Here is a 23,734-nt window from a genome sequence, read left to right on the forward strand (position 1 = left end):
ATGGGGTTTCTTTTCCATATCGCTATTGTTACAATGACGGAAAATGGGAGGGAATCAACATGGAACAGCAGCTTCGCGAGCAGTTTGATGGTCTATTGGAGAAATATACAGAATTGCTGCTTGGAGACAGTGATGAGGACAAGAAAGAAAAAGTGAAGATGTGGGCTTTATATACCTATATTGCTAAATCGATGCCTGCTCTTGTGAAACATTGGAACGAACGCTATCCAGAAGGCAAAGAAGGAATAAAAGAGATTATTTCAGAGATCAAGCAACTAAACGAACAGCACCGCCAGGATAGTGGAAAATAGTGGTATGAAGGGGGTTTTTGCTGGCTGGAAAGAAGAAATTCCCCTTCATGCCTCATATAATAAAGGTAAACAATGATGGTCTTGTAAGGTGAAGGTTTTCCGACAAAAAATGTCGAAATTTTTCGAAAAAGTCATTTTTGTGAAAATAAATGATATTATTAAAGCGGATACATCATTGAAAGTTCAGTAAATTGTGCGGTGCCAGGCACCTTAATTACACACTTGTGTAATTCGGGTGCCTGGCACCGATAAAAGAGATAAATAGATGATTACTGATACTGAATTTATAGGGGGAAAAGATATGGAACAGGCGATGAGAGATTTCTTTCTGTTTCTTGCGAAGAACAAAACAATGACGAAGCTTGCGAAGAGGTACGGCCTCAAGTTTGGAGCGAGCCGCTTTGTTGCAGGAGCATCACTGGACAGCTCCATTTCAGCGATCAAAAAGCTGAATGAGAAAGGTATGCCTGTCACGATCGACCATTTAGGAGAGTTTGTCGACAACGAGCTCGAGGCGAAGGAAATGACGGAACATTGTATCGATGCGATCAAAGCTATCGCAAAAGAGAACGTCAATTCCCAGCTTTCTTTAAAGCTGACTTCCATGGGTCTGGACATCAGTGATGACCTTGTGATGGCGAACATGCGCAAGATCATGGAAACTGCCCAGAAGCATAATGTATTCGTTACCATCGACATGGAGGATTACACGCGCTGCGGGAAAACGCTGGATATCTTCAAAAAGCTGAAAAGTGAATTTGATAATATTTCAACCGTTATTCAGGCTTACCTGTACCGTTCACTTGATGATGTGAAGGATTTAAATGATTACCATCCAAATCTTCGTCTTGTTAAGGGGGCATATAAGGAATCCTCTGAAGTCGCTTTCCCTGACAAAACTGATGTGGACGAAAACTATAAAAAACTAATTGAAACACACCTGTTGAATGGCAACTATACAGCTATTGCAACTCATGATGACGAAATCATCAACTATACAAAAGCGCTTGTTGAAAAGCACTCCATCCCGATGGATCAGTTTGAATTCCAGATGCTCTACGGCATTAAAGTGGAGCGCCAGGATCAACTCATGCAGGAAGGGTACAAAATGCGCATTTATGTCCCTTACGGAAACGACTGGTATGGCTATTTCATGCGCCGTCTGGCTGAACGTCCTGCCAACGTCATGTTTGTATTAAAAGGTGTATTTGGCAAGTAATAGTTGAAGGATGCCCGATAGAACGGGCATCCTTTGTTTTTCTGAATCGAAACGAGAGAGCACCCGGGCAGTATTTATACCGGGTGCTTTTTTCATTCTTATTGATGCTGTCCTAATTTCCGCCGATAGAGGTTGTCATCGGCTCCCGTTCTTTTCCGGTTTTTAGATCAATGACTTTTGCAGCGTCGTTTGGCGTTCCAACTTTCTTGCTATCCGGTGCTTTTTTGTGGTTCTCGACCCAGTCTACAAGGAGATCAAACGATTGATAGACGTAAGGAAGAAGCGGCTGCAGCTCCTTTTTAGCATCTGTGGCACTGTTCCAAACCAAACTGTCCACATGATTTCCCTTCTCGATGGTATACAGCCGGTGAAGCTTGCCCCGGCCTTTCTTTTTGATGAGCTTGTCATATGGATCAGCATGGACAGACGGGAAGATGAGAGAATCCCATGAACCAGTCAGGCTGATCAGCGGCACGTTGATTTCTCCTGTATTTTCAATGCCTTCTACGTTTTTTTTCACTTGTTCCGGGCGAGAGTTATAATCATAGCCTTGAAAAATGGAATCATAGGTGCGGTCGCGGACACCGTTCGTGAAGTTTAAGTAGTTTCTCCAGTCGAGTCGGTTTGGATTGGATGGATCCAGTTCATCTCTGTATATATTTAATGTTACAAACCAGTATACCTGGTCATGGTAGCTCCAAAGATTTTCTGATCCCTTCGGAAGGCCGGCTTTATATAACTCCTCGCGGGCGGCTTTTTGTTCTGCAGGAGTACCATACAGCGCTTTTTCTGCATGGTTGACAACAGGGGTGAGAGACGTGATCAGATTGGGATCATGAGCTCTCCATAATACACCTTCCCAATCGATGCCTCCGTCAAATAAAGGAGGATGCCCTGTTTTTTTCATGGAGTCATGCTCCAGCGCATAGCGGACGACATAGCCTCCATTGGATATGCCGACCGCATACGTCGGTACCCGGTGATGAGGGGTGATCAGTTTACTTGCGGGATTTTTTCTGTCGTTTCTCTTGATAAGCTGATCCGAATAGTGTTTAACGAGATAGTTTTGAGCGGCGATGGTTACTTGCCGGAACCTTTGGTGCCATTCGGGAATGCTGTCATCCTCACTGGCAAGAGCATTTTTCACTTTGGCAAAAGGATCATTAGGATCGGCTGTCCCTTGAGTCCCTTTATCAATGGCTGCAAATGCATATCCTTTAGCCAGCATAAAGTCACTGAAGAGAAGGTCTGTGGAGGTTTCATTTCGAGTAGCAGGAATACCGGAAACAACCAGCTTGCCGTTCCAATCATCTGGTACCCTGATCACAAAATGGGCATCATCAAAAATGCCGTTTACCTGAGTGCCGGTAATTTCGGCCGGCTGATACAGCTTGTTCCAGCCTGTTCCCTTTGACTTATCTCCCCAATTGTATGGAGCAAGACCAAGGTTTCCATAGACCGTTGCGGCTTCATACTGCTTCGGATTTTTCGTTGTCATCCAATTCCCGTTTTTTCCGTCAAAAAAAGTTTCGGTGACACCGTGGGCACCTTTAAAATCAACTGGCTGCCTGGAACCCTTAGCAGCATGAACCTCTGATAGACTTGAAAAAAGCAATAGAGATGCAGCAGCTGTAATCCCAATCCATTTCCGTCTCACATCAATTCCTCCATTCTAAATAGAGAGGAGCCCTCCAGGATCACAGGCGGGCTCTTCTCGTTGTTGATATCTATTTTTCTCTCACTGTTTTTATTGAGCGGTGTATCCGCCGTCGATCACAACCGCCTGGCCAGTAACTCCTCCAGCCTTATCGCTTGCGAGGAAGATCGCATAATCAGAAATCTCCTTAACTGAAAGCAAACGTTTTTGGGGAACGAGAGGATAGATAACCTCTTCCAGTACTTTTTCAAGTTCTACATTTCGGGTGCGTGCCAAGTCTGAAAGCTGGTTCCTTACAAGCGGCGTATCCACGTAGCCAGGGCAGATGGCATTTACAGTAACTCCATGCTCTGCACCTTCAAGGGCGGCTACTTTCGTCAGACCGATCACGCCGTGTTTGGCACTGTTATAGGCAGCTTTTCCGGCAAAACCGACAAGCCCATTGATGGATGCCATATTGATGATGCGTCCGAAGCCTTGTTTTTTCATGATCGGAAACGCGTGTTTCGTCGCCATGAACGGCGCAGTCAGCATCACTTTGATCAGTTGCTCAAATTTCTCAGTCGGGAAATCTTCAATGGGTGATACATGCTGCAGGCCGGCGTTGTTGATGACGACATCCAGTCTTCCAAATTCGTGAACGGTTTCATCCATCGCCCGTTTGAGGCCTTCTTCATCACTGACATCACAGGCTGTTCCTATAGCGTGATAGCCTTTATCTCTAAGTGACGAAGCAGTATCCTTGGCTTTTTCTTCATTTAAATCACAAATGGCCACCTTTGCCCCTTCCTTGGCAAAATCCATCGCGATCTCAAGTCCAATTCCGCTTGCAGCTCCTGTAATAAATGCGACTTTATCCTGTACTAAGCTTCCCATACCATTTTCTCCTTTTACATGTTGATGTAAGAATAAGCTGTGAAGAAATGTCTAGCTCCAGCACCCAAGGCTGAAAACGTATTTCTTGTTTTTAGCCCAGGCCTTCGAAGGACGAAAATAAACAGCTTTTTTCGTCCCTGGTCACTTCACTCTTCCCCCTCAACACAAAAAGCGTCTTGCTGGGAAAGAACTTAAGCTCTTGTACCCACAGGGCATAAGCGCGACATCGGCTCATTAAGGACATGAGCCGTGTCTTCTTTATCGGTCCTTAACGGGGTGCTTGCGCTTTTCTTTTAAACGATTCCGAAAAGATAATAAAGGGCGATAACGAAAAATACAGCGATTGTCTTAATGAGGGTCATCGCAAAAATATCAATATAGGACTGCTTATGTGTTAATCCGGTAACCGCGAGCAGGGTGATGACCGCTCCGTTATGAGGAAGTGTATCCATGCCTCCGCTTGCCATGGAAGCTACTCTGTGAAGTACTTCAGGATCGATTCCGAGCTTATCTGCCTGGGCGATATATTTGTCCCCCATCGTGGCCAGGGCAATACTCAAACCGCCAGAAGCCGAACCGGTAATACCAGCCAGTGCAGTCGTAGTTACGGCTTCGTTAACAAGCGGGTCCTGAATTGTTTCAGCCATGCCTTTATTGACAGAAGCAAAACCAGGTAGTGCAGCGATAACTCCACCAAATCCGTATTCGGAAGCGGTATTGAGTGTAGCGAGCAGTGCTCCGCCGATTGAAAGATTGATGCCGGCGTTGAAATTTGATTTTACTTGTCTGAAAGCAAACAGGAGAACTGTTACAATTCCGATGACAAGAGCACCTTCAACCGCCCACACCGCAGCAAGTTTCGGAATTTCAACCGGAGGAACATCCTTCATTCCGATTTTTGTGAAATCAAAAACGGTGCCGTAATACTTTGGAATCATGTTTGTAAATACTTTATTGAAAATACCGACGAGAAGAAGGGGAAGAATGGCAATAAAAGCATTTGGCAGCACTTCATCCGGAATTTGTTCCGGCTCGTTAATATGGCCTGTTCCATAGCCCTCTCCAGCTCTTGCTGCTTTTCTTCTTCTCCATTCTAAATAGGTCATACCAATCGCAAGAACAAATAGACCACCGATCAATCCCAGCCAAGGTGCAGCCCACGTATCCGTTTTAAAAAACGTGGTAGGGATGATGTTCTGAATCTGAGGTGTTCCAGGGAAAGCATCCATTGTAAAGGTGAACGCGCCAAGTGCGATCGTTCCAGGAATGAGACGTTTTGGAATATCCGCAGCCTTGAACAATTCAGAAGCAAACGGATAGAGTGCAAAAGCTACTACGAACAGGGAGACGCCGCCGTAGGTAAGGATGGCGCCGACTAGGACAATAGCCAGCATTGCTCGGCTCGGCCCGATTAATTTGATGACTGCTCTTGTTATGGATTTTGCAAAGCCTGACATTTCTATGACTTTACCGAAAATCGCTCCAAGTAAGAAGACCGGGAAATATAGTTTAATAAATCCGACCATCTTTTCCATGAACACTCCAGAGAAGAACGGAAGTACATGGCCTGGATCTGTTAAAAGCACCGCGAACAGTGCCGCGATCGGTGCAAATAAAATGACGCTGAAGCCACGGTACGCGACAAACATGAGGAAAAATAAAGCCAATAAAATAATAATGATATCCACTAGGTAACCCCCCTATAGTGTTTCTGACCTGAATGCCACACTCTGTTTTTTGCAAGGCTGTTTTCGCAACCTTTGTTGCTATTGAGGCTGGTTGATCTCCGTTTCAACCTATCAACTTGTCAATGAAGTTTCTTTACAAAAATGTTCCCCAGGCAACAATCTTTTAGAAAAGAGCATTTTGAAAAACGGTTGAAGGAACTGCATCACTCCTTTCATACTGCAGAAAATCAGTAGGCTTCCAGCTTAATATTCTTTGAAACTGAAAGCTTATGCTCAGTGCATTGCTGGATGTCCTCCACGGAAAAGCCTTGTGCGACTTCTACAAGCTCCAAACCGCTCTTGGTTACGTCCATAACGGCTCGTTCTGTGATGATCCGGTTAACGACGCCACACCCGGTTAACGGGAGAGTGCATTCATTTAAAATCTTGCTTTTCCCGTCTTTGCTGACATGGTCCATGATGACGATGATCTTTTTTGCTCCGTGGACAAGATCCATTGCGCCGCCCATGCCTTTTATCATTTTTCCGGGAATCATCCAGTTCGCGAGGTCACCGTTTCCGGAAACTTCCATGCCTCCAAGGATGGCAATATCAATATGCCCGCCCCGAATCATCCCGAAGGATTCTGCGCTGTCAAAATAAGACGCTCCTTCGATGGCAGTGACCGTTTCTTTCCCGGCGTTGATTAAATCAGGATCAACATTCGCTTCATCAGGATAAGGTCCGATTCCCAAAAGTCCATTCTCAGACTGCAGAACGACACTTTTATCCGCAGAAATATAATTGGCAACAAGGGTAGGCATTCCAATTCCGAGGTTGACATAGTAACCGCTTTCAATTTCCTGTTCAGCACGTTTTGCGATCTTTTCTCTAATCGCTTTCTTATCCATTACATTCGTACCCATTCATATCCTCCGTTCCGGTTAATTGGCAACTGTTAACCTTTCAACTCTTTTTTCCTGTGAACCGACAATAAGGGACTGGACATAGATGCCGGGAGTGTGGATGGCATCCGCCTCCAAAAATCCTGTTTCATTAAGCTCTTCTATTTCTGCGATCGTCACCTTGCCTGCTGCAGCCATCATAGGATTAAAGTTTCTCGCTGTTTTGTGGTAGATCAGGTTACCCATTCTGTCGGCTTTGGCCGCACGAACGAGGCTGAAGTCTGCCTGAAGTCCAGTTTCCAGCATGTATTCTTTCCCGCCGAAAGATCGGATTTCTCTGCCTTCAGCAAGTGGAGTACCCACTCCAGCAGGGGTATAAAACGCAGGTATGCCAGCACCGCCGGCTCGAATCCTTTCTGCCAATGTGCCTTGCGGGAGCAGTTCGACTTCAATTTCACCTGATAAAACTTGCCGCTCAAATTCTTTGTTCTCTCCTACATAAGAACCTACCATCTTCTTTATCTGTTTATTTTTCAAAAGCAGGCCAAGTCCCCAATCATCCACCCCGCAGTTATTGGAGATGACTGTTAAATCTTTTGTCCCTTTCTCAACAAGGGCCAGAATCAGATTTTCAGGGATACCGACCAGTCCGAAGCCGCCTACCATGAGTACGGAACCGTCCTGAATGTCCTTTACGGCTTCTTGAAATGAAGATATTACAGGTTTCATAAGCATTCACTCCTTTTTTCTGCTCTGTTTTCTATCATGCAAGTTCCGTGCCAAAACGAAGAAATAAAAGCGCTGTCAGACTTTTGAAATTTTTATGAATATTTCAAGAAGATTATATTCCGAAATTCCGGAAAGGAAAGAGGACGAATGGCATGAAAGTCCATGTATGTTAAGAATGGATCGAATTCCGGAAAAACGGAAATGATTCCGAATTTCCGGAAAAACTCCGTCATAAACTTTAACTATCCATTAACTTTATTAATGGCTTTCCAGAGCTTGGACAATGAGGAACTGATATGGTCGATGATTTTGTCCGTTTTAAAATAATAGAGGTGGGAGAGGGGCGACCAAGAAGCAAAAAGATTTCCTGTATTCACTTCAACATCTTTTGTCACCGACCGATTGTATTCCTCATTTAATGTTTTTAAAGGAAATGCAATAACGTCATCCTGATCATAAAAATTAATCCATTCTCCTTGAACATGGCTGTAATGCTTTTTTAAATGAGGCGATGGTACGAATATGGGACTGTCAAAATCCTGATATCTCAGCGTCCATAAAGGCATGGGAGTACCCAGTGTATAAAAGCTGGCTAGGGTTTCACCATTTTCAAGAGGATTGTCTGACTTTAGATGTTTTATAGAATCTGGAATTTTTTCCGGGATAAATTGAAGGTCATAAAAATAATTGCTCGCTATAACCGTGCCAAGGCTGTGAGAGACGACAGAAAGCGGAGTTTGATCTCCTGTTTTGTTCCGCAGTGTATGTAAGCCTTTCGCAACGGTTTCATGAACTCTTTCATAGTTTGGATTTAAATGCGAGGATGAAGCGGGAGCTGGCTGATAAGCGATAGCATCGCCGAAAAAGCGAATGACAAACTGACGAAGAGGGGCATAATTCAGCGAAATCTTCTTATTCATCGAAGTCCATAAATCTTCTTCCCTTTCATTGAATACGCCACCCCAAAAAACAGGGACCATTTCAATTTGCGTTTCAGGTGCATGATGAGAGGAAGCAATTTTTTGTCCGAAGCTATGTTTTAATGAATTCATAAAATCATCGGCGTACGTTTCATCCTGGTTGCCGATTCCGTGAAGGATCAGAACTCCTACTTTAACTGACATGACTTCACTTCCTTTGATGTTTTGATGAGTGATTAGGGCTTGGTTTTACTATGACAAAAACCTTCACAAAAAGAAAGAAAATTCTATGTTGTCAAAATAATCGAAATGTCTTATGATGAGTATAGAACTAAATTTAAAAAGTAGTCATTTATTTTTTACCCTAAAAATGAATGAGTGTTCATTCAATAGCTGAAGGAGGAAATAAGATGGCCATAACCATTCAAAAGGCTGCTGTTTTGGGGTCTGGAGTGATGGGAGCAGGAATCGCTGCACATCTCGCGAATGTAGGAATCCCTACTTTGCTTCTGGATATGGTGCCGAGAGAGTTGTCAGAGGCTGAAAAGGCAAAAGGCATTACGGAAGACAGCCCCCAGTTCCGCAACAGACTCACCATACAGGCAAAGGAAAGAATGCTTAAACAAAAACCAGCACCTCTGGCGGTAAAAGAGAATCTTGATTTAATTTCAGTCGGCAACTTTACAGATGACTTATCCAAGCTGAATGATGTGGACTGGATCATTGAGGTCGTTGTTGAACGGCTGGATGTCAAGCGACAGATTTTTGAACAAGTGGAACAATTCCGCAAGAAAGGTTCAATTATTAGCTCTAACACATCAGGTATTTCCATCCATGCGATGGCAGCGGATCGTTCTGACGATTTTAAAGAACATTTCCTAGGCACGCATTTCTTTAATCCGCCGCGATACTTAAAACTGTTGGAAATCATCCCAACAAAGGATACCAGCCCTGAGATCGTTTCTTTTATGAAGGAATTTGGGGAGAACATACTTGGAAAAGGCGTAGTCGTAGCAAAAGATACACCGAACTTCATCGCCAACAGGATTGGAACATACGGCCTGATGGTCACGGTTCAGGAAATGATGAAACAGGGGTACAGCGTAGGGGAGATTGATTCTGTGACAGGCCCGCTGATTGGCCGCCCGAAAAGTGCGACCTTCAGGACCCTTGACGTAGTAGGATTGGATACCTTCCTCCACGTGGCAAGAAACGTATATGACCAAGTCGAAGGAAAAGAAAAAGAAGTGTTTGATGTTCCTCCATTCTTGAACGAAATGGTGGAAAAAGGGTGGATGGGAAGCAAATCCGGCCAAGGCTTCTATTTAAAACAGAAGAGCAAGCAGGGAGCAGAGATCCTTGAACTGGATCCTGCTACACTGGAATACAAGCCGCGCCAAAAACTGAAGACCGCCACCACAGAACAGGCAAAACAATTGAAGACAACAGAACAAAAAGTGAAAGCGCTTTTATATAGTAAAGACCGTGCAGGAGAGATGCTTTGGTCGATCGTTAAACCGGTATTGATCTACTCTGCTGAAAAAGCGTATGAAATCGCGGATGATATTGTTGCCATCGATAATGCGATGAAATGGGGCTTCGGATGGGAGCACGGACCGTTTGAGATCTGGGATGCCATCGGAGTGAAAGAATCCGTTAAACGTATGACGGATGAAGGAGAGACTGTACCATCCTGGATTCATGAGTTTGTTGAAAGCGGAAACAACTCTTTCTACCAGACAGAGCAGGGTGAAGTTTCGTTCTACCATAACGGTGACTATAGAAGAGTCAATGAAAACAAAAAGACGATTCACCTTTCATTGCTGAAAAATAAAGGAAACCTGATCACAAAGAACAACGGTGCGAGTCTGATCGACATGGGGGACGGGGTAGCCTGTTTAGAATTTACGTCTCCAAACAACGCCATGGGCCCTGATATCATCATGATGATCCATAAAGCGCTGGAAGAAGTAGAAAGAAATTACGAAGGGCTTGTCATCGGAAACCAGGGGAAAAACTTCTGCGTCGGTGCCAACCTGATGCTAATTTTAATGGAAGCACAAGATGACAATTTTTATGAGCTGGATATGATGGTCCGCCAGTTCCAGAATACGATGGGCATGGTGCGCTACAGTAAAAAACCGGTCGTCACCGCAAACTTTGGCATGAGCCTTGGCGGAGGAGTGGAAGTTTCTCTTCCTGCAGCTGAGATGCAAATGTCGTCTGAAACATATATGGGCCTTGTAGAAGTAGGTGTCGGGTTAATCCCTGGCGGAGGCGGAAACAAAGAATTGCTGCTTCGCCAGGTGGAACGTCTGCCTAAAGGTGCAAAATTGGATCTCCAAGGTGTTGTTAACCAAGTGTTTGAAACCATTGCGATGGCCAAGGTTTCTACTTCAGCACAAGAAGCTGAAAAGCTTGGATTCTTAAGGCCGCAGGATGGAATCTCTGTTAACAGCGATCATCTTCTGTATGATGCCAAACAGCGCGTGCTTTCATTGGCGAAGCAGGGGTACCAGCCGCCGAAACACAAAAAGATACCGGTTGTTGGAGAAGCAGGTTATGCGACACTTTCACTCGGTGCTGAAACGATGAGATTTGGGGGCTACGTCTCCGAGCATGATCTGAAAATAGCTAAAAAACTCGCCTTCGTCCTGTCAGGCGGTAGAGTCCCTGAAGGAACACTGGTCGATGAACAATATTTATTGGATCTCGAACGGGAAGCTTTCCTGAGTCTTGCGGGTGAGCCAAAATCCCAAGCAAGAATGCAGTATATGCTGACTAAAGGTAAACCGCTTCGCAACTAAAAGGAGGGGAAACAATGCTGAAAGAAGCTGTAATCGTAGCAGGAGCAAGAACACCGATAGGCAAAGCAAAAAAAGGATCATTCGCTCAAATGCGGTCAGATGAACTCGCAGCGATCACCGTAAAAGAAACACTGCGGCGCGCTGGCGGCTATGACGGCCCGATTGACGATCTCATCATTGGATGTGCCATTCCAGAGGCAGAACAGGGCATGAACATGGCAAGATTGATCGGGGCGAGAGCAGGCCTCCCGGATACCATTCCGGCGATCACCGTTAACCGGTTCTGTTCCTCGGGACTTCAAAGTATTGCTTATGGCGCTGAGAAAATTATGCTCGGTCATGCGCAGGCTGTTTTAGCCGGCGGAGCGGAATCCATGAGTTTGCTGCCGATGGAAGGCCATGTCATCAAACCGAATCCTCACCTGGTTGAAACAGTTCCTCAATATTACATGGGGATGGGATTCACAGCCGAGGAAGTGGCAAAGCGATTTGGTGTAACGAGGGAAGATCAGGATGCCTTTGCGGTTCGAAGCCATCAAAATGCGGCTCGTGCCATTAAAGAAGGAAAGTTCAAGGATGAAATCGTACCTGTCTCCGTCACAAGACGATGGCTTGGGGAAGACAACAAGCTAAAAGAAAAAGAGTTCATGGTTGATACGGACGAGGGCGTTCGTGCTGATACCTCAATAGAAGGCCTAGCTCGCCTTCGCCCTGCATTTTCCATTAATGGTTCTGTAACAGCAGGCAACGCATCACAAACGAGTGATGGGGCTGCGACCGTTCTTGTGATGGACCGTGAGAAAGCAGAAGCAGAAGGCTTGACGCCGCTGCTGAAGTTCAGAAGCTTTGCCGTGGCGGGTGTACCGCCTGAAATCATGGGGATCGGTCCTGTCGCTGCTGTTCCTAAAGCGTTAAAACTTGCGGGACTTGAAGTATCCGATATCGGCTTGTTCGAGCTCAATGAAGCGTTCGCCTCACAGGCTGTGCAAGTGATTCGTGAGCTGGGTCTTCCGGAAGACAGAGTCAATGTCAACGGAGGAGGAATCGCTCTCGGCCATCCGCTTGGATGCTCTGGAGCAAAGCTTACTCTCACGCTTCTTCACGAAATGAAGCGAAGAGGAGAGCAGTTTGGTGTCGTAACCATGTGTATCGGCGGCGGAATGGGCGCTGCTGGCGTATTCGAATTAGTAGGCTAATCCAATACAGGAGGGTATAAACATGTCTAACACAATGGAAAAGGTTTTTAAAGGCGGAAGCTTTTTAGTTGAAGATATTCAGGCAGAGGACCTCTTTACACCAGAGGATTTTTCAGAAGAACACCTCATGATCGCAAAAACGACAGAGGATTATGTCGTAAAAGAGGTCGTTCCGCAGATCGATAGACTTGAAAATCATGAGTTTGATGTTTCCAAGCAGCTTTTGACAAAAGCAGGAGAACTCGGTCTTCTTGGCGCTGATGTTCCTGAAGAGTACGGCGGGCTTGGACTGGATAAAATTTCTTCTTCCTTGATCACGGAGAAATTTGCACGCGGTCGCGGTTTTTCAATCAGCTATGGCGCTCACGTCGGAATTGGTTCATTACCGATTGTCCTTTTCGGTAACGAAGAACAGAAGCAAAAGTATTTGCCTGATCTGGCAGTAGGTGCAAAGATTGCAGCGTATGCCCTCACTGAGCCAGGATCCGGTTCCGATGCCCTTGGTGCAAAAACGACAGCAAGACTGAACGCTGAAGGCACACATTATGTGCTGAACGGAGAAAAGCAATGGATCACAAACTCCGCGTTTGCCGATGTGTTTGTCGTGTATGCAAAAATTGATGGTGAACAATTCTCTGCTTTTATTGTAGAAAGAGATTATCCAGGCGTATCGACAGGGCCGGAAGAAAAGAAAATGGGTATCAAATCATCTTCCACACGAACGCTTATTCTTGAAGATGTTCATGTGCCGAAAGAAAACCTTCTTGGAGAAGCGGGAAGAGGCCATGTTATCGCGTTTAACATCCTGAACATCGGACGCTATAAATTGGCCATTGGCTGTGTGGGTGCGGCGAAGCGAGGAATCGAGGTTTCTGCGAAATATGCAAACGAGCGCTCTCAGTTTAAACGTAAAATCAGCTCTTTCAGCTTGATTCAGGAAAAACTGGCGAACATGGCGCTTCAGACATATGCATCAGAAAGCTCGGTTTATCGCACGGTCGGTTTATTCGAATCCCGCCTTGGAAGCTTAAGTGAAGAAGCTCAAAAGGATGGTCTCCAAATCGGTAAAGCTATCGCTGAATATGCGATCGAGTGCTCACTCAACAAGTTCTTCGCGTCAGAAGTTCTTGATTATGTAGCGGATGAAGCGGTTCAGATCCACGGCGGCTACGGTTTCATGAGTGAATATGAAGTAGAAGGCATGTACCGTGATTCACGTATTAACCGTATCTTTGAAGGAACAAATGAGATCAACCGCTTGCTCGTTCCAGGCACCCTAGTGCGTAAAGCGATGAAAGGCGAGCTTCCTCTCATCGAGAAAGCGACCGCTCTTCAGAATGAGCTCATGATGATGATGCCGCAAGAAGTAGGCACTGAGCCGCTTGAGCAGGAAAAATACCTCGTAAGCATGGCGAAAAAAGTGATCCTGATGGTCGCTGGCCTAGCCGTTCAAAAGTTCGGGCCAAAGCTTGAAAACGAGCAGGAGCTACTTGCGAATGTAGCTGATATGATCAGCGAAGTATACGCGATGGAATCTGTCGTTCTTCGTACGGAAAAAGCGATCAACAGAACAAGTCTTGAAAGAAACACGCAAAAAGTGCTTATGACAGAAGTGTTCTGTCAGGAAGCTTTCAACCGTATCGAAGCACATGCGAAGGAATCCATTATCGGAGTGGAAGAAGGGGACACTTTGCGCATGATGCTGTCCGCACTGCGTAAGCTTACCCGCCACACACCGATCAACGTGATCAAGAAGAAACGTGAAATTGCTGCTGTTGTTTTGGAAGAAGAACGCTACGTTATCTAAATTTATTCTAATAATGCCTTATCTTGAAACATACTCTCTCAATTTGGCTCCGGTGATTCACCGGAGCACTTTTTTTATTTAATACGGTGCCAGGCACCGAAATTACACAAGTGTCAAAAAGCGGTGCCAGGCACCGAGATAAGTGATTAATTTCCCTTTACCTGGCCAGACTATTTTGTGTTACTATGGAATGGAAGGAGTGAGAAATTGCATGAGTATAACCTTTTATCAATACCCAAAATGCGGAACATGCCAAAAGGCAAAAAAGTGGCTGGATTCCCATGATGTTGAGCTTGAATCCGTACATATCGTTGAAAACCCTCCTTCTAAAGAGGAAATCAAAGAGCTGGTAGAAAAGAGCGGCCTTGATATCAAAAAGTTCTTTAATACGAGCGGGATGAAATACAGGGAGCTTGGCTTGAAGGACAAGGTGAAAACAGCTTCCGAAGATGAGCTGCTGAATCTTTTGGCTTCTGACGGCATGCTGCTGAAACGCCCGATCACTACAGATGGAAACAAGGTAACAGTCGGCTTTAACGAAGGTGCATATAACGAAACTTGGAGTAAGTGATGTAATTAGTTGCTTAACTATAATAAATTTAATATTATAGTTATTATAAATAACAAGAAAAGCTGGAGGGATACAAATGAATTTTCCAAAAGAATTGCGTTATTCAGAAGAACACGAATGGGTAAAAGTTGAAGATGGAAATAAGGTAAGAATCGGTATTACTGACTTTGCACAGGATGAACTGGGTGATATCGTATTTGTAGAGCTTCCAGAAGTGGGCGATGAAATTAAAGCGGACGAGCCTTTTGGCAGTGTTGAATCTGTTAAAACAGTCTCTGAACTTTATGCTCCAATCTCTGGCAAGGTGGTTGAAATCAACGAAGATCTTGATGACAGCCCTGAACTTGTAAACGAATCTGCTTATGAAAAAGCTTGGATGATCGTTGTTGAGGCATCTGATCTTTCTGAGACAGAAAACCTAATGACAGCTGAACAATATGAGGAAATGACAAAAGAAGACTAATCCCTTATTTTAAGTATTTTCGATGAGTACTCAGCTTCTTTCCGGAGACAATACTTCTATGGAAGGAAGTGAGTGTTCATTGGGTTCAAAAAACTCAGGATCTAAATCGGACATTACGTCAAAAGTGTATGGAAAAATGGATACAGGTTACTTGTCCCTGTTCCATGATAACCAGAAAATAGGCCGCGTCATCTTTTCCGATCAAGGAAATCAGTATGAAATGGCGGAAGGCTTTGAATTTGATGCTGACAAAATTTATAAAAAAGACAACAGTTCTGCAGAATATCCCCAAAGTTACGTACAGGGATGCGATGAGGGCTGGTGTTAGTTAGAAAAGTGTAAAAAAGGGCAAACCCTCAGGGCTTGTCCTTTTTGCAATTTTATATATTAATCGCTGCTGCGGCTGTTACCGCCTTTTTTGCCGATTTCTCTGTAAAAATCTTTGTTATGGCTGTCGGAAGTTGCTTCTCCGCCCTTTTTACCGATCTCCTGATAAAAATCCTTATCATGGCTATCAGCCGTCGACTTACCGCCTTTTTTGCCAATATCTTGATAGAAGTCTTTATCATGGCTGGATGCAGTTGATACTCCGCCTTTTTTACCGATTTCCTGGTAGAAGTTTTGATCGTGGCTCTTAGAAGTAGCATTTCCGCCCTTTTTGCCGATTTCCTGATAAAAATCTTTGCCGCGGGTTTTAGACGTTTTTTGACCGCCCATGCGCCCTGCTTCTTCTCTGCTCATTCCGTCTCGGTTGTCATTATTCTTAGCCATTTCAAAATTCCTCCTTATATATGGTAAATAGTGTGTTCCCAACAGCTATTCACTTTGTGCTGTTGGACTTAGAGAAACAATATCCCCTTTTCGCAATGGTTAAACAGCTTTAATCGAAGTTGGTACGAAACTCCTTATTAAGTTGGCTGCTTGCAGGAAATGGGTTACATATACATAAATAGTTGTCTGATTTATTAACAATCAATGGAGGATTCTAATAAAATAAAGGGTATTATAGTAAGTAAGAAAAAAATATCAATCGCATTAATACTCGTTCTTTAGCAGATATAGGAGAGATGATTGATGAATAACAACTTGGACAAAGTGATTATCGTTGAAGGGAAATCAGACAAGGAAAAACTGTTCTCCATTTTAAATGAGCCTGTTGAGATCATCTGTACCAATGGAACAATGGGGCTTTCCCGGCTTGAGGAACTTGCAATACAAATTGAAAACCGAGATGTCTATATACTGGTCGATGCGGACGAAGCTGGAGCAAAATTAAGAAAAATGCTTCAGCGGGAGCTTCCAAATGCAGAACATCTTTATATTCATAAAATGTACCGAGAAGTGGCAAAAACACCGCTCATGTATCTTGCCAATATTCTGCTTGGCGCTCGTTTCACCGTAAATAAAGAATGCCTGGGATAAGGAAAGCAAAATTGAACCGAAAGGGGCTGTCCAAGAAGTCTAAGAAGCCGGTGATTTCCGCTCCAGGCTGCTCGCTTTTACCGGCGCGAGCTCCTACTTTCGCGGGGCGTGCGGTTGAGCCTTACCGGCGTGAACGCCTACTTTTTGGTGCAAGCACCGGCGGGAGTCTCACCTGTCACGCTAATCCCGCAGGACAAGGAAGGCTCCGGCAGCTTTTTATCGCACGAAGAAAATGTGAAGTTCATTTTCGAGAAGTCTCGCACCTTCCACTATAATCAACTTTTCATAGAAGATTTTTTGCGCGAAAAAGGAGCTGCCTGAATGTCAATTTTCGACTTTCAGGACAGCCCCTTAAGTTTGTATTTTACGTACTGTTATAAGCACGGTTGTTGACAGCACCGCTTAGATCCAGGATATTCAATTACATAGAGAAAAAATGTATCCGTAAAAAACTGCAATTGGAGAGAGATATGAGGGATTTAACTAATATAGAAATTCATAATTTTATTAAAGGTTCAACAGAGGAGCCAGCAGCTCTTTATATCCAGACACCGCTTTGCGGAACGTGTAAGATGGGAAGGCGGATGCTCGACATCACATTGGAAGCAATAAGCCAGTCAGAAACGTCTGAACCTAAAATCGGTGCTTGCAACCTAAATGCGATGCCGGAGCTTGCTGAAAAGTACAGCATCACGAGTGTCCCTTGCCTGCTTTTTTTAAACAGGGGCATTGCCGTAAAGAAGATTTATGCCATGCAATCTGTTGATTTTTTGTATCAAAACGTAAAAAAGTACCTGTAAAAGACACGGATTGTGTCTTTTTTTGTTTTTAGGGGGTATTTTTTAAATGTAATACATGGTTTATGTGGTAAAATAAAGAAGAAATGTGTAATAAATTTTACAGAACGATTCAGGTGCAACAAAATAAAACGATATCTCCAAACAGCAGTAATAGCAAGCAAGTTACCGCTTCCGAACGAATTATGGGTCAAGACTGCAAAAATTATCCTTTTCAGGAACATGACAAAAACATTACAATTGTTATAAGTCCTGTAACATTGTTATACAACTGTATCCTACAAACCTACGAATCAATGGTATAAATGTATAGGAGAGCTTGAAACATGTTTGCTCCTGTCGACTTTTGGAATGTATGATTCATTTTATCCAAAAGTACAATACAACCTGGATTTAAGAGGTGAAACTATGTCTACTGCATTTGTACCAACTATTCGTAACAGCACACCACTCATTAACATTGAGGATAAAGTACTAAGAATTCAAAGAGGAAATGATTCCTTAAGAAATGAGCTGATCGAAGCTTACCAGCCATTTATTAAAAAAGTGACTTCAAAAGTTTGCAGTCAATATATAGATCGTACGATGGATGAATTTAGTGTAGGTCTTTACGCTTTCAATGAAGCCATTGATCAATATCAAGAAGGACAAGGAAGCCGTTTTCTTTCCTTTGCTGACATGGTAATCCGCCGCAGGGTTATCGACTATATCCGAAAAGAAGTTAGACAGAACCGTCTGATTTATTTGCAGCCGGATGAGGAAGATGAAGAAGGCCGTGTCGAGGACAGCTACGCAGAACAAAAAGCTGCCATGGAACATTACGAAGAAAAGCTCCAGGCAGAGAACCGCGTGTATGAAATCGAAGAATATCAAAAACTGCTGAAGGATTTCAGCCTTAATTTTAAAGTGTTAAGCAAACATTGCCCTAAGCATGTGGATGCAAGGGAAAACGCTAAAGAAATCGCTCGTTTGTTAGTGGAAAACCAGGAAATGGCTGGATTTTTATTGGAAAAAAAACAACTTCCTATAAAAGATTTGTTAAGTATGGTTTCCTGCAGTCGTAAAACAATAGAGAGAAATCGAAAATATATAATAGCAGTATCGCTAATATATCTAGGGGACTTTAAAGCGTTAAAGTCTTATATTCAGCCTTAAATAAGGGGAAGTTAAACGGTTGTAATTACTCGTGGGGAAATCGTAATAAATAAGCAAAGCAAGAGAGCAGCAAAACCCATGATGGTTATGATACGAAGCAGATCCTTCGCCTAGCAGGAGGGATATGTGGGATGAAGAATGGAATTTTAATGGAAGTTAAGAAAGGGAAAGCCGTCCTATTAACGAAAGACGGTTGTTTCATCACCGTTAAGGTACCACGCGGAAAGCATCCGGTGGTAGGTATGGAATACAGCGTTTCAAGTTTTTCAAAAAGCAGAACACGCCAATTTATTTTTCCTTCTCTTTCACTTACAATAGCAGCATTGATTATACTTGTTTTATTTTCAGGAGTAAATCCACTGGGCCGCAACGACAATACTGTTGCGGCTTATGTGAGTTTTGACGTAAATCCCAGCCTCGAAGCAGGAGTTAACAAAGACTTGCAAGTCATAAAAGTAAAAGCATATAACGCTGAGGGACGGGAAATTCTCCAATCATTAAAACAAAAGAAAAACATAAGCCTTTCCCACTTTGCTTCAGCTTTGCTGAATGCTTATGACAACAAAGGATATCTGAAGAAAAACCCGGATGTCATGATCGGAACAACCATCGTGAACCAAAATAATGACAAGCTTTTGTCTGCATTGGATGAGACTGTATCTTCAATTAAACGGAATGCATCCATCTATAATTCGAAAGCCGCCATCATGGTAAAGAATATTAATACAAATAAACGGAAAGTTGCCCAAAAGAATGGCGTTTCATCTGGAAAATATATGATGTACTTGGATGCTAAACGAAAAGATAAAAACATTTCTCTTAATGAAGTGAAGAACATGTCTTATACCGAGCTAAAGAGAAAGATAAAACCTGTACATGAAGAGCCAGAAGAATCCGGCTATAAAAAAAACCATTCAGAAAAAATCCTTCGCAATCATAGAAATCTTGAACCCATAAAGATTAAGACGAGTTCCCTGCGCAGTTCTTCTCTAAAAGAACATGCGAAAAAAGAAGTCAAAAAAGAAAGGATTGAACCCAAGCTAGAACCAAACAATAAACGTGCTGTCCCAAAAACCAAAAGGCACGAAGATCGAAAAAGCGGCCGTAAAGCTGAAGATAAAGAAAAAAATGAATCAAAAAAAGTAAAACCACATTCTTCAAAGCAACATCACGAACAGCCGATGTACAACAAGCAAGCAAAGAAAAATACTAATTTGAATACTGCTCCGAAACAGCATGTTCATGAAAAGAATAAACATGAAAACCATAAATGGGATAAGGGGAAAAGGCTTGAAAAAAGAGAGCAGAAAAATTCTCCCGTTCATCGGCCTGAAAAAAAGTACTGGAAAAAAGAACTGCAGAAAAATCATAAAAAGCCACAAATGAATAAAGAAATACATAAAAAGGCTGGCTAAAAGTCGACACTGCGTTTAATAAACTGTCGAAGGAAAAATCAAGGAAGACACCAACCATCTCCCGAACATTAAGATATACATGTTTTTAAAAGGGGGATGTTTATGGATTGGGTTCTTTGGCAGGAACAGGTTCAAAAAACGGCCTTCCTTCAGCCGCTGATAGGCACGGAGACTCCCGGTGTGACGGCTGACGGAGAACGATTATGTTTTTCCTTCGTAAATAAGTATAACGGATCAGAACGGATATCCATGCTTACAGGCAGGATGGATGATTTGCATGAGGTGTTTGAAGGCCGGCAGCGTCTGAGCGATTTAATCAGGATAAATAGAGTAACTTTTACGGGAACATACAGGGAACAGCTTAAGTTAGAATCTCTTCTGTTTTTATGCAAATTGGAGTCCTAAGCCAAAAGAATCGGGTCCTTCTATCTAAAAAAACAGGAGTTATGGATTGACACTCCATAAAGGTGATGTTAAAATTCGAAACGTGTTAAGAAATTTTAACTAAATAACGAATAACAAATTCGTTCTTATCGCGAGTGGTGGAGGGACTGGCCCTATGAAACCCGGCAACCGTTAAGCAGCTTCCTGCTTGAAAAGGTGCCAAATCCTGCAAAGCAAACTGCTTTGGGAGATGAGATGACGGTGCATATAAATTTTTATGCCCTTCTGCTCATGACCTGGCAGAAGGGCATTTTTTATTTTTCAGAAAGTGAGGTATCCGGTCTCTTGATAACATTAGACGCAGTAAAAAAGATTTTTCAGACGAAAGACGGAGCTGTAAACGCAGTTGACCATGTCGATCTTTCTATAGATCAAGGAGAAATTTTCGGGATTATTGGATACAGTGGTGCAGGTAAAAGTACACTGATCCGAATGCTGAACATGCTGGAAAGACCGACGAGCGGAGATGTTAACGTTGCGGGAAAAAATCTTTCCAAACTTAGTAACAACGAGCTTCGAAAAGCTCGGCAGGAAATCAGCATGATATTTCAGCATTTCAATCTGCTTTGGTCCAGAACAGTAAGGGAAAACATTGCATTTCCACTTGAGATTGCAGGTGTGCCGAAAGCAGAGCGCCTGAAGCGGGTGGATGAACTGATTAAACTTGTTGGATTAGAGGGCCGCGGAGAATCGTATCCTTCCCAATTGAGTGGAGGACAGAAGCAAAGAGTCGGGATCGCACGTGCACTGGCCAATAACCCTAAAGTTCTTCTCTGTGATGAGGCGACTTCAGCCCTTGATCCGAAAACAACAGACAGCATCCTTAATTTATTAGTTGAGATCAATCAAAAGCTCGGCTTGACCATTGTTCTTATCACACATGAGATGCATGTCATCCGTAAGATCTGCCATCGGGTCGCTGTTATGGAAGACGGTAAAATAGTGGAACAAGGGCCGGTTTTGGAAGTATTCAGACATCCTAAAGAGTCCATTACAAAAGATTTTGTTAAGCAAGTAACAGAGCCAGAAGAAACGACAGACATGATCAAGCAGCTGGCATCTGAAAAACCTCAGAGCCAAATTGTACAGCTTACCTTTGTTGGAGGAAGTGCAGAACAGCCCGTTATTACAGATGTGATCCGTAAATTTGACGTTCAGGTGAATATCCTGCAGGGTAAGGTATCACAAACACAAAACGGGCCATATGGAACGTTGTTCATCCAGCTGGAAGGAACAGATACCGAAATTCAGGAAGCGGTAGCCTATATGAATGGGCAGAAAGTAGAAGTGGAGGTGATCTCATATGAATAGTCTTTTTCCGAATGTGGAATGGAGTGGAATGTGGGGTGCCACCGGACAAACACTGTACATGACAGCTGTTGCGGTTCTTGCCACTTTTATTTTAGGTCTTCTTTTAGGATTAGCATTATTTTTAACGGGTAAAGGGAACCTATGGGAGAATCGGTTTTTAAATTTTGTCTTTTCAGCGATCGTAAATATCTTCCGTTCCATTCCGTTTATTATCCTGATCATTTTATTGCTTCCGTTTACGCTCTTGTTAGTAGGATCTATGCTTGGCGCCAATGCAGCATTGCCTGCTTTGATTATTGGAGCTGCACCGTTTTATGCCCGGATGGTTGAGATAGCACTTCGCGAGATTGATAAAGGTGTAATCGAAGCGGCAAAATCGATGGGATCGAGCAACGCTCAAATTATTTTTAAAGTTTTGATCCCTGAAAGCCTTCCTGCATTAGTTTCCGGGATTACGGTAACTTCAATCGCGCTTGTCGGTTATACAGCAATGGCGGGGGTAGTCGGAGCAGGCGGGCTCGGGAATTTGGCGTTCCTTGAAGGTTTCCAGCGTACGCAAAATGATGTTACATTTGTCGCTACTGTTATCATTCTAATCATTGTGTTTATCATTCAGTTTATTGGGGATAATGTAACTCGCCGTCTTGATAAACGTTAAAATCTACATTACACAACCAGGAGGAACAACATGAAAAAAATCATTACACTCGTTCTTTTACTTGCATTGACAACAGCCCTTGCTGCATGTGGTGCAAACGGAGGGAAAGACAAAAAACTAGCTGATGATAAGATTGTTGTGGGAGCATCCAATGTTCCGCATGCAGAAATTCTTGAAGCAGCTAAACCTTTAATGAAGAAAAAAGGAATTGATCTTGAAATTAAAACGTTCCAGGATTATGTACTTCCTAATAAAGCACTTGCAAACAATGAAATTGATGCCAACTACTTTCAGCACGTTCCGTATTTGAAATCACAAATGAAAGAAAATAAAAATTACAAATTTGAGAACGCCGGCGGTATTCATATCGAACCGATCGGAGTATATTCTAAAAAGTACAAGTCTTTAAAAGAACTTCCAAACGGAGCAACGATCATTATGAGTAATTCCGTTGCTGACCACGGACGTATGCTAACATTGCTTGAGCACGAAGGCTTGATTAAACTTAAACCTGGAAAAGGTTACAACTCAAAGATTAAAGACATTGCCAAAAACCCAAAACATTTGAAATTTAAAGCAGATGTTGAAGCTGGCCTTCTTCCAAAAGCGTATAAAAACGGTGAAGGAGACGCTGTATTGATCAACACGAACTATGCGATCGATGCTGGGTTGAACCCTCAAAAGGATTCCATTGCAATTGAAGGATCTGACTCACCGTTTGTAAATATCATTACTGTGCGCAAAGGCGATAAAGATGCTAAAACGGTGAAAACCCTTGTTGAAGTGCTTCACTCTAAAGAAATTCAAGATTTTATCAAAAAGAAATATAAGGGTGCTGTTGTACCGGTAAACAAATAAATGATTTTAAGAAGGACAGCCTTTGGGCTGTTCTTTTTTTTGTCCATTTGTAATAACTGTAAGATGATTTAACAATTTATTGATGGAGGGATGCAGGATGGAAGTACAGCAACCGGCTGGTTTTTGGATCAGGTTTGGAGCCAGTATATTGGATGGCCTTATTATTGGTATTCCATTATCATTAATCGGTTATTTATTCACAGGTAACTTTGTATCAGAAGATCCGGGTGGAGACTGGTTCATGAATGTGATTAGTTTTCTTTATGCGCTTTTGCTGCCCATTTACTGGAACGGTTATGTGGTTGGCAAGAGAATCTGTGGAATCAGGATTGTTAAAGCGGACGGAAGCAAGCTTGGAATTGGGGCAATGGTGCTGAGAGTGTTAGTCGGCGGCTTAATATATGGGTTAACCCTTGGAATTGCGTTGATTGTCAGTGCCTTTATGGTCGGTATCCGCAAAGACAAAAGAGGCATCCATGATTTGATCGCTGGTACGTATGTTACCCATTTGCCACCGCAAAAAGAAGGGTGAACAAGGCGGCATGG

25 protein-coding genes and 1 riboswitch are annotated in these 23,734 nt (G+C 43.2%); of the genes, 18 read left to right on the forward strand and 7 right to left on the reverse strand.

Going from position 1 to position 23,734, the window contains the following annotated elements; genetic code table 11:
* Nucleotides 1-59 precede the first annotated feature (59 nt).
* Both OKX00_RS05740 and OKX00_RS05745 read left to right on the forward strand, forming a co-directional pair.
* On the forward strand, nt 60-311 hold the full coding sequence (locus OKX00_RS05740) for a YusU family protein (protein WP_062236886.1): 252 nt from the start codon (nt 60-62) through the stop codon (nt 309-311).
* Nucleotides 312-612: 301 nt separating this feature from the next.
* A complete protein-coding gene (locus OKX00_RS05745) occupies nt 613-1,530 on the forward strand; it encodes a proline dehydrogenase family protein (protein WP_053358484.1) in 918 nt (305 codons plus the stop codon).
* 112 nt (nt 1,531-1,642) lie between these two features.
* Here the strand turns inward: OKX00_RS05745 and OKX00_RS05750 are convergent, their stop codons facing one another.
* From OKX00_RS05750 to OKX00_RS05775, 6 genes are all read right to left on the reverse strand, one after another.
* Nucleotides 1,643-3,187, reverse strand: coding sequence for an alpha/beta hydrolase (locus OKX00_RS05750; protein ID WP_265409765.1), 1,545 nt, complete (start codon nt 3,185-3,187; stop codon nt 1,643-1,645).
* 90 nt (nt 3,188-3,277) lie between these two features.
* Nucleotides 3,278-4,063 (reverse strand): 3-hydroxybutyrate dehydrogenase, encoded by a 786-nt coding sequence (locus tag OKX00_RS05755; RefSeq protein WP_265409766.1) that lies wholly within the window; start codon nt 4,061-4,063, stop codon nt 3,278-3,280.
* 293 nt (nt 4,064-4,356) lie between these two features.
* Complete coding sequence (locus tag OKX00_RS05760) at nt 4,357-5,751, reverse strand: GntP family permease (protein WP_265409767.1); 1,395 nt, start codon at nt 5,749-5,751, stop codon at nt 4,357-4,359.
* A gap of 227 nt (nt 5,752-5,978) precedes the next feature.
* Entirely contained in the window at nt 5,979-6,656 is a 678-nt protein-coding gene (locus OKX00_RS05765) for a CoA transferase subunit B (RefSeq protein WP_265409768.1), read from the reverse strand.
* A gap of 18 nt (nt 6,657-6,674) precedes the next feature.
* Entirely contained in the window at nt 6,675-7,364 is a 690-nt protein-coding gene (locus OKX00_RS05770) for a CoA transferase subunit A (RefSeq protein ID WP_265409769.1), read from the reverse strand.
* A gap of 242 nt (nt 7,365-7,606) precedes the next feature.
* Nucleotides 7,607-8,488 carry a chemotaxis protein gene (locus OKX00_RS05775; protein WP_265409770.1) on the reverse strand — a complete coding sequence of 294 codons (882 nt, stop codon included), beginning with the start codon at nt 8,486-8,488 and terminating at the stop codon, nt 7,607-7,609.
* A gap of 206 nt (nt 8,489-8,694) precedes the next feature.
* On the opposite strand from OKX00_RS05775, the gene OKX00_RS05780 reads away from it, so the two are divergent.
* The 6 genes from OKX00_RS05780 to OKX00_RS05805 all read left to right on the forward strand — a co-directional run bounded on the left by OKX00_RS05780 (nt 8,695) and on the right by OKX00_RS05805 (nt 15,456).
* On the forward strand, nt 8,695-11,091 hold the full coding sequence (locus tag OKX00_RS05780; RefSeq protein ID WP_256224393.1) for a 3-hydroxyacyl-CoA dehydrogenase/enoyl-CoA hydratase family protein: 2,397 nt from the start codon (nt 8,695-8,697) through the stop codon (nt 11,089-11,091).
* A 17-nt stretch (nt 11,092-11,108) separates the two neighbouring features.
* A complete protein-coding gene (locus OKX00_RS05785) occupies nt 11,109-12,287 on the forward strand; it encodes an acetyl-CoA C-acetyltransferase (protein WP_265410478.1) in 1,179 nt (392 codons plus the stop codon).
* A 22-nt stretch (nt 12,288-12,309) separates the two neighbouring features.
* Nucleotides 12,310-14,094 carry an acyl-CoA dehydrogenase family protein gene (locus OKX00_RS05790; protein WP_265409771.1) on the forward strand — a complete coding sequence of 595 codons (1,785 nt, stop codon included), beginning with the start codon at nt 12,310-12,312 and terminating at the stop codon, nt 14,092-14,094.
* Nucleotides 14,095-14,305: 211 nt separating this feature from the next.
* A complete protein-coding gene (locus OKX00_RS05795) occupies nt 14,306-14,665 on the forward strand; it encodes an arsenate reductase family protein (RefSeq protein WP_062233077.1) in 360 nt (119 codons plus the stop codon).
* Nucleotides 14,666-14,741: 76 nt separating this feature from the next.
* Complete coding sequence (gene gcvH, locus OKX00_RS05800; RefSeq protein ID WP_053357260.1) at nt 14,742-15,128, forward strand: glycine cleavage system protein GcvH; 387 nt, start codon at nt 14,742-14,744, stop codon at nt 15,126-15,128.
* Nucleotides 15,129-15,207: 79 nt separating this feature from the next.
* The gene (locus OKX00_RS05805) at nt 15,208-15,456 is read left to right on the forward strand and encodes a YusG family protein (protein ID WP_265409772.1); all 249 of its coding nucleotides are present in this window, start codon (nt 15,208-15,210) and stop codon (nt 15,454-15,456) included.
* Between the two features lie 59 nt (nt 15,457-15,515).
* Here the strand turns inward: OKX00_RS05805 and OKX00_RS05810 are convergent, their stop codons facing one another.
* The gene (locus OKX00_RS05810; RefSeq protein WP_265409773.1) at nt 15,516-15,899 is read right to left on the reverse strand and encodes a KGG domain-containing protein; all 384 of its coding nucleotides are present in this window, start codon (nt 15,897-15,899) and stop codon (nt 15,516-15,518) included.
* A 303-nt stretch (nt 15,900-16,202) separates the two neighbouring features.
* Between OKX00_RS05810 and OKX00_RS05815 the strand changes: the two genes are divergently transcribed.
* From OKX00_RS05815 to OKX00_RS05860, 10 genes are all read left to right on the forward strand, one after another.
* A complete protein-coding gene (locus OKX00_RS05815; protein WP_062233090.1) occupies nt 16,203-16,550 on the forward strand; it encodes a toprim domain-containing protein in 348 nt (115 codons plus the stop codon).
* 114 nt (nt 16,551-16,664) lie between these two features.
* Complete coding sequence (locus tag OKX00_RS05820; RefSeq protein ID WP_265409774.1) at nt 16,665-16,871, forward strand: hypothetical protein; 207 nt, start codon at nt 16,665-16,667, stop codon at nt 16,869-16,871.
* A 149-nt stretch (nt 16,872-17,020) separates the two neighbouring features.
* Complete coding sequence (locus OKX00_RS05825) at nt 17,021-17,350, forward strand: thioredoxin family protein (protein WP_053357264.1); 330 nt, start codon at nt 17,021-17,023, stop codon at nt 17,348-17,350.
* Nucleotides 17,351-17,755: 405 nt separating this feature from the next.
* Complete coding sequence (gene sigI / locus OKX00_RS05830) at nt 17,756-18,502, forward strand: RNA polymerase sigma-I factor (RefSeq protein ID WP_265409775.1); 747 nt, start codon at nt 17,756-17,758, stop codon at nt 18,500-18,502.
* A gap of 131 nt (nt 18,503-18,633) precedes the next feature.
* Complete coding sequence (locus tag OKX00_RS05835) at nt 18,634-19,917, forward strand: anti-sigma factor domain-containing protein (protein WP_265409776.1); 1,284 nt, start codon at nt 18,634-18,636, stop codon at nt 19,915-19,917.
* A gap of 102 nt (nt 19,918-20,019) precedes the next feature.
* A complete protein-coding gene (locus OKX00_RS05840; RefSeq protein WP_265409777.1) occupies nt 20,020-20,322 on the forward strand; it encodes a hypothetical protein in 303 nt (100 codons plus the stop codon).
* Nucleotides 20,323-20,444: 122 nt separating this feature from the next.
* Nucleotides 20,445-20,558: riboswitch (SAM riboswitch) on the forward strand.
* An 88-nt stretch (nt 20,559-20,646) separates the two neighbouring features.
* Nucleotides 20,647-21,672, forward strand: a complete 1,026-nt coding sequence (locus tag OKX00_RS05845) for a methionine ABC transporter ATP-binding protein (protein WP_265410479.1) — start codon at nt 20,647-20,649, stop codon at nt 21,670-21,672.
* A complete protein-coding gene (locus OKX00_RS05850; RefSeq protein ID WP_053357268.1) occupies nt 21,665-22,330 on the forward strand; it encodes a methionine ABC transporter permease in 666 nt (221 codons plus the stop codon). Before OKX00_RS05845 ends, OKX00_RS05850 begins: the two co-directional genes overlap by 8 nt.
* Nucleotides 22,331-22,360: 30 nt before the next feature.
* Complete coding sequence (locus OKX00_RS05855; RefSeq protein ID WP_265409778.1) at nt 22,361-23,188, forward strand: MetQ/NlpA family ABC transporter substrate-binding protein; 828 nt, start codon at nt 22,361-22,363, stop codon at nt 23,186-23,188.
* Between the two features lie 97 nt (nt 23,189-23,285).
* Nucleotides 23,286-23,720 carry an RDD family protein gene (locus OKX00_RS05860; RefSeq protein WP_062233104.1) on the forward strand — a complete coding sequence of 145 codons (435 nt, stop codon included), beginning with the start codon at nt 23,286-23,288 and terminating at the stop codon, nt 23,718-23,720.
* The last annotated feature ends 14 nt before the right edge of the window (nt 23,721-23,734 follow it).

Source organism: Fictibacillus sp. KU28468 (assembly GCF_026153615.1).
Lineage (GTDB): Bacteria > Bacillota > Bacilli > Bacillales > Fictibacillaceae > Fictibacillus_C > Fictibacillus_C marinisediminis.